Genomic DNA, 5,768 nt, shown 5'->3' with positions numbered 1-5,768 from the left:
TTGGATGCTAGCAGCGAATCGACTACGAGGCGGTGCAAGATTGACACGCCGAGACCTTGCCAATCGGACGTATGCTCGCCGGCCACGTCCGCCATCCGCCTGGAGCCAGCGTCAGTAAGCCGGATGATTGTCCACCGCTCGTCGTCATTTGTAAACAGCCCGAGCGTTCCCTGATTCCCTTCGGACTCGATTTCTTTCCAGATCGTTTGAGCCAGATCGACTCCTTCGCCCGCCACACGGGTCGCAAAATGCGGCCCAAGTTTCTGAGCCAAATCCGCGGACGACATTTTTGGCAGTCCTCGAAACAACCGGTGGGTCGGCATCACGATCAGGCCTGGATCGTTCATGGCGACGAACATCATCAGCACGAAATTCGCCGGATGGTCGGGCGGAAGTGAACCGGAGGCGGCGGAGATCTCGTCGCGATAGTTGCAGGCCGTTTCATAGCGATGGTGCCCGTCGGCGATAAAGACCGGCTGTGGGGCCAGCTCGCGAGCCAATTGAGCAATCAACGTGGCGTCGTAAATGGGCCACATACGATGAAGTACACCGAGGTGGTCAGTCGCTTCAATCGGCGTGGTTCCCGCAACCGCAGTTTCTAATAGGTGGCCGGATGCGTTGTTCGGATCGGGGTAGAGTCCGAACACTTGGCTGAGGTTCGCCTTGCATGCCCGCGTCAAGAGCAGGCGATCTTGCTTTGGGCCAGACATCGTCTCTTCATGCGGGAAGATTTGACCATCCCCGAATCGCTCGAGCCGGCAGCGGGCCATAAAGCCTCGGCGAGTCAATTCGCGGCCGCCGTAGCGGAATACCTGATGATAGACATAGATCGCCGGCTGCGGCTCCGTCGCCAGCACCCCTTCGCTCCGCCAGTTTTTGAGGAACTTCGCTGCCCGCGAGTAGCGGTTGTTCGTAGCCTCGTCACCCGGCTCGTCGCGGTTAAGGATCAGACGGACGACGTTGGCGGGATGGGCCTTGTAGAGCTGACTTTGCAACTCGGGGCCGATCACGTCGTAGGGGGGCGCGACCACGTCCGACAGCGAGCCGACGTGCTTCGGATCGTAACGCAAACCGCGAAAGGCTTCGATGGTCGGCACGGCATGGACTCGGTGACAGAGGTCTTGGAACTCGCTATTTATCTTTGAGCAGCCGCGAGTTGTCAAACCCCTGTTGCGCGGCGGCGGCCATTCAGGGTATACTTGAAATGCTATGATGCCGCTCGGACCTATTTCTTGGGAGAGGATGATACGGGCCGTGGAACTGGTGCGCGAACGATTGATTCGAGCGACAGCCGCGCTCGAGAAGGCGGGCGTTCCATACGCTGTTGCCGGCGGAAATGCGGTGGCTGCTTGGGTCTCGCGGGTCGATCGCGCCGCGACCAGGAATACTCAAGACGTTGATATTATTGTGCGCCGCGGCGACTTTGAACGTGTGCGAGTAGCACTTGCGAATGCCGGCTTCATCCACGCGCAGGTCCTTGGGATCGAAGTGTTCCTTGACGGCCCGGGCGCCAATCCACGCGATGCCGTACACATTGTGTTTGCCGGCGAAAAGGTGCGTCGCGACTATCCCGCCGCAGCGCCGGACGTCTCAGAAGTGGAAAGGGATCCCGAGTTCCAAGTGCTGGCACTCGAGCCCCTTGTGCGAATGAAGCTCACATCCTTCCGACGAAAAGATCAGGCGCACCTCATCGACCTGATCGATATCGGTCTGATCGACGCGACCTGGCCGGCTCGATTCCCGTCGCCGCTCGATGTCCGCCTGCAAGAGCTAATCGACAATCCAGAGAGCTAATTGCGTCTAACGTCGCGGGTGACCGTTACCCTTTCGGCGGGGCATCGTAATGTTTTCGAGTGCCGTAATGTGGAGAATCGCGACCTGAGTAATTGAGTCAAACGTCTCGGGATTCTCACGGCTTGCTTTGCCAATTTCGATGAAACGGCGACCGACGAGCACCAGCTCTGGATGGTGAATCTCATGTTTTTCGGTTGTCGTTATAATCCGGAGCGGTACGAACGGACGGCGCTTCAATCGGTCCAAAATGTCTTCGGGAGCGAACATTCGAACTTGTCGCTCCAGTCGGGTTTAGTAGCGGTAGTAATCTGGCTTATACGGCCCTTCCACCGGGATGCCGAGGTAGTCGGCCTGCTTTTGAGTGAGCGTCGTGAGCTTCACGCCGAGCTTTTCCAAGTGCAATCGGGCGACTTCTTCGTCCATCTTCTTCGGCAGCACGTGAACGCCGATTGGGAATTTGTCCGGCTCGGTCCATAGAGCAATCTGGGCGATCACTTGATTCGAAAAGCTATTGGACATGACAAACGACGGATGCCCCGTCGCGCAGCCCAAGTTCACCAGCCGACCTTCGGCAAGCAAGAGAATCGAGCGTCCGTCGGCCAACGTATAGCGATCGACCTGCGGCTTGATTTCGACCTTCTTGACGCCCTTATGGGTGTTAAGCCAGGCCACGTCGATCTCCAGGTCGAAATGCCCGATGTTGCACACAATGGCGTCGTTCGGCATCACTTGCAAATGCCGAGCGGTGATCACGTCCCGGCAGCCGGTGGCCGTCACGAAGATGTTCCCCCGTGAGGCGGCCTCTTCCATCGTGATGACTTCATAACCTTCCATCGCCGCTTGGAGCGCGACGATCGGGTCGATTTCGGTGATGATCACCCGTGCCCCGAGCGAGCGCATCGCATGAGCGCATCCCTTGCCGACGTCGCCATAGCCGGCGATCACGACCACTTTGCCGGCAACCATGATGTCGGTCGCTCGCTTGATCCCGTCGGCCAGGGATTCGCGGCAGCCGTAAAGGTTGTCGAATTTGCTCTTGGTCACGGAGTCATTCACGTTGATCGCTGGAACCTTGAGTTCGCCGCGAGCGTGCATTTGATAGAGTCGATGGACTCCAGTCGTCGTCTCCTCGGAAAGCCCACGAATTCCGCCTAGCAACTCGGGATACTTTTGATGGACCATCGCCGTCAAGTCGCCGCCATCGTCGAGGATTAGATTTAGCGGCTGACCATCGGGGAAGAAAAGCGTTTGCTCGATGCACCAATCGAACTCTTCCGTCGTCTCTCCCTTCCAGGCGAAGACCGGAATGCCGACCTCGGCGACGGCCGCGGCAGCGTGGTCCTGCGTCGAGAAAATATTGCAACTGCTCCAGGTTACTTTCGCTCCCAGCTCGGAGAGCGTCTCGATCAGCACGGCCGTTTGGATTGTCATATGCAGGCAGCCGGCGATTCGCGCTCCGGCAAGCGGCTTCGTCGGGCCGTACTTTTGCCGCAACGCCATCAAACCGGGCATCTCGTTTTCCGCGAGCATGATTTCCTTCCGGCCCCAGCGGGCCAGCGACATATCGGCAACTTTGTACGGCAGGCGAGTCTCAACTTGCGACACGGCAAACTCCGGGGATAGGGGCTGAGGTGATGGTACTCGGCAATTCAACTGCCGGATAAGAACAGAAGTATAATGCCTACGGACCCGGATGCGTAGGTCGGGCTAGCCACTCTGATATTTAGTGATCTGATGTTCACGTTCGCCGCATGCGATCGAATGCGGCCGTAGCGGCGGCGATAAAACGGTTGACCCGGTCTGCATCTTTGCGCCCTGGAGAGTATTCTACGCCGCTAGCGACGTCGACGGCGTCGGGATCAACCGTGTCGATCGCTTCGCCGACGTTTTCAGGCGTTAGGCCCCCAGCGAGGACCAGAGGCAAATCGGTGAAATCGCTCAGATCGAGTTCATGCCGCAGCCGAGCCCAATCCACCGTCGCGCCCGTTCCCCCGAATTGACCCGGTCGATCAGCGTCGATCAGGATTTGGGACGGCAGACAATTCAATTTACCGGCAGCCTTAAGCAATTGATCGAGCGGTTTCAGCCCGTTCGGGCCGAAGCGAAATGTCTTAATAACCAATCGGCCCGGCAACGTCGCAAGATATTCGGCTGGCTCGTCGCCGGATAATTGCACGAAATCCAATTGCAGCCGATCGCTCATTCGGCCAACTTCTTCCGCTGGCGAATTCACGAAAACGCCGACCTTGGCGACGCCGGTTGGGATCGCGGCCGCGACGTTCCCGGCCAATGACGGCGGCAAATATCGTCGGCTTCTTTCGACGAAATTAAGCCCGATTGCATCGGCCCCTAGTGCCATTGCGACGAATGCATCCGGCCGGTGCGTGATTCCGCAAATCTTGATTCGAAACATAACCTCATTATAGTCGCCGAGGCTTTGCCCCGTAAAATCGCCGCTCTGCGAGCGGCCTGGTCCATTGGCGAAATCGACGGACTTCACTGTCAAGTGCGGCAGACTGCGTCGTCGATAACAGACGATGAGTTTGAGCGCATGGAAGCCGAGTTGGCCATCGCATCGCGTTGAGGAAATCCGTCGTGTCCAATATGCGATCCCAACCGATTGCTGGTCGAGGCCATCGGCTATACGTGTTTGGGATCACGTTTGCGACATTGCTCATGCTTGGCGTTCTCGGAATCGCAATTGTCGTTGCCGATATTCGGCCGATGGCAAGCGCGGCCCCATCCGCTGGCTGGATGGATCGCCAAACGGCCGCGCGGCAGTCGGCGTGGATCGAATACAGCTCCTCTCGCAACGCCGTTCGCCGCGCGCGTGAGCGACTCGGTGCAGCAGAGTTGACCTTGTTCCGATTTATGTTTACCGGAGTCGATGAACCTGTCGAGTCGGCGCCCACGCAATCTGCCATACCCGCGCATCGGCCCGCGAGAATGGACGATAATGCGAATCCAATCTCGGCGGACGTGGAACAGAGATTGGCTAACCTAAATCGCGAACGAGAGAAGTTGCTCGATCGCCTGACTCCGTCTCATCCGACGATGCAGGCTCTCGATGCGTCGATTGCCGATCTCGAGCGGCGGATTGAAGGGGCGCGGAAAACGACTCAGACTCCCCTGCCTCCGATCGAGTTGAATCTCCCGACCGCGGAACGACCCGAACGGGCCGGCGTTGCCAACGAGCCTCGAGGGAGCGTCGTCTCGTTTGAAAAACTCAAGGATTTAATGATTTTCGCGGGCCACGCTCGACGCGATTTTGAAATCGCGGCAGATAGCGAGCGAGTTAAATGGGCTGATTTCAGTCATGCGGTTAGTGCCGTCGCTTTGGCGCCAGCGGTGCCAATGACCCGCTCCGTTGATCCGCCGCAGCCGGTGTTCGCGATCTACTTGGTCTTGATCGTGGCAACGGTTGGCGGAATCGCCGCGGCCACGGCGGCGCAAGGTTCCAAGCCCACCTTCGACGCGGCAAATGAGGTCGAGTCGGAACTGAACTTGCCGATCCTGGGAACCTTGATGATTGCCGGCGGCTCAAATGATGGGCCAGCGCTCGCTACGACTGAAGTTCAGTTTTGGATTCGACGGTCGATGGCAGTTGCCGAATTGACGCTTGCAATCGCAATCGGAGCGCTCGTCGTGCTGGCATTGTCCGACTTTCCACTCGCGCGACATTTGGCGGCCGATCCATTTTCAGGATTAGTTGATGGCATAGTGAAGCTGCGCGGTCTGGTAGGGAAATAAGGCTGCCGCCGAGGCCAAGATGGAGTCGAATGCCGGTGCGCGCCGACCATAGGTAAGTGCAACATTGTCGCGGCCGACGGTCAGCGAAACGCATGGACCGGCGAGTGGAGCGGACCAAGAGAATTCAGGCGATGTACGAAGACTTTTTTGGATTGAACGATCGGCCATTTGCCCCCGCGCCGCAGGCAAAGCGGTATTTCCCCGCCAGCCATGCCGAAGCGGCG

At 58.4% G+C, this 5,768-nt stretch carries 5 protein-coding genes; 2 read left to right on the top strand and 3 right to left on the bottom strand.

Annotated elements, in window-relative coordinates:
- Positions 1-1,097, bottom strand: a 1,097-nt coding sequence (locus VGY55_24540; GenBank protein HEV2973159.1) for a DUF1015 domain-containing protein, incomplete at its 3' end; no start/stop codon positions are given.
- 310 nt (positions 1,098-1,407) lie between these two features.
- Between VGY55_24540 and VGY55_24535 the strand changes: the two genes are divergently transcribed.
- A complete protein-coding gene (locus tag VGY55_24535; GenBank protein ID HEV2973158.1) occupies positions 1,408-1,794 on the top strand; it encodes a hypothetical protein in 387 nt (128 codons plus the stop codon).
- Between the two features lie 291 nt (positions 1,795-2,085).
- On the opposite strand, the gene ahcY is transcribed toward VGY55_24535, so the two are convergent.
- Together ahcY and VGY55_24525 are read right to left on the bottom strand one after the other, a co-directional pair.
- Positions 2,086-3,399 (bottom strand): adenosylhomocysteinase, encoded by a 1,314-nt coding sequence (ahcY, locus tag VGY55_24530; protein ID HEV2973157.1) that lies wholly within the window; start codon positions 3,397-3,399, stop codon positions 2,086-2,088.
- Between the two features lie 133 nt (positions 3,400-3,532).
- Positions 3,533-4,207 carry a phosphoribosylanthranilate isomerase gene (locus VGY55_24525; protein ID HEV2973156.1) on the bottom strand — a complete coding sequence of 225 codons (675 nt, stop codon included), beginning with the start codon at positions 4,205-4,207 and terminating at the stop codon, positions 3,533-3,535.
- A 578-nt stretch (positions 4,208-4,785) separates the two neighbouring features.
- Here VGY55_24525 and VGY55_24520 point away from each other — a divergent pair.
- Positions 4,786-5,544: a hypothetical protein gene (locus VGY55_24520; protein HEV2973155.1), complete on the top strand. Its 759-nt coding sequence runs from the start codon at positions 4,786-4,788 to the stop codon at positions 5,542-5,544.
- Positions 5,545-5,768: the final 224 nt, after the last annotated feature.

The sequence above is a fragment of the Pirellulales bacterium genome, assembly GCA_035939775.1.
GTDB lineage: Bacteria > Planctomycetota > Planctomycetia > Pirellulales > DATAWG01 > DASZFO01.
The sequence above is the reverse complement of the archived record's forward strand: the minus strand, read 5'-3'. Positions and strand labels throughout refer to the sequence as shown.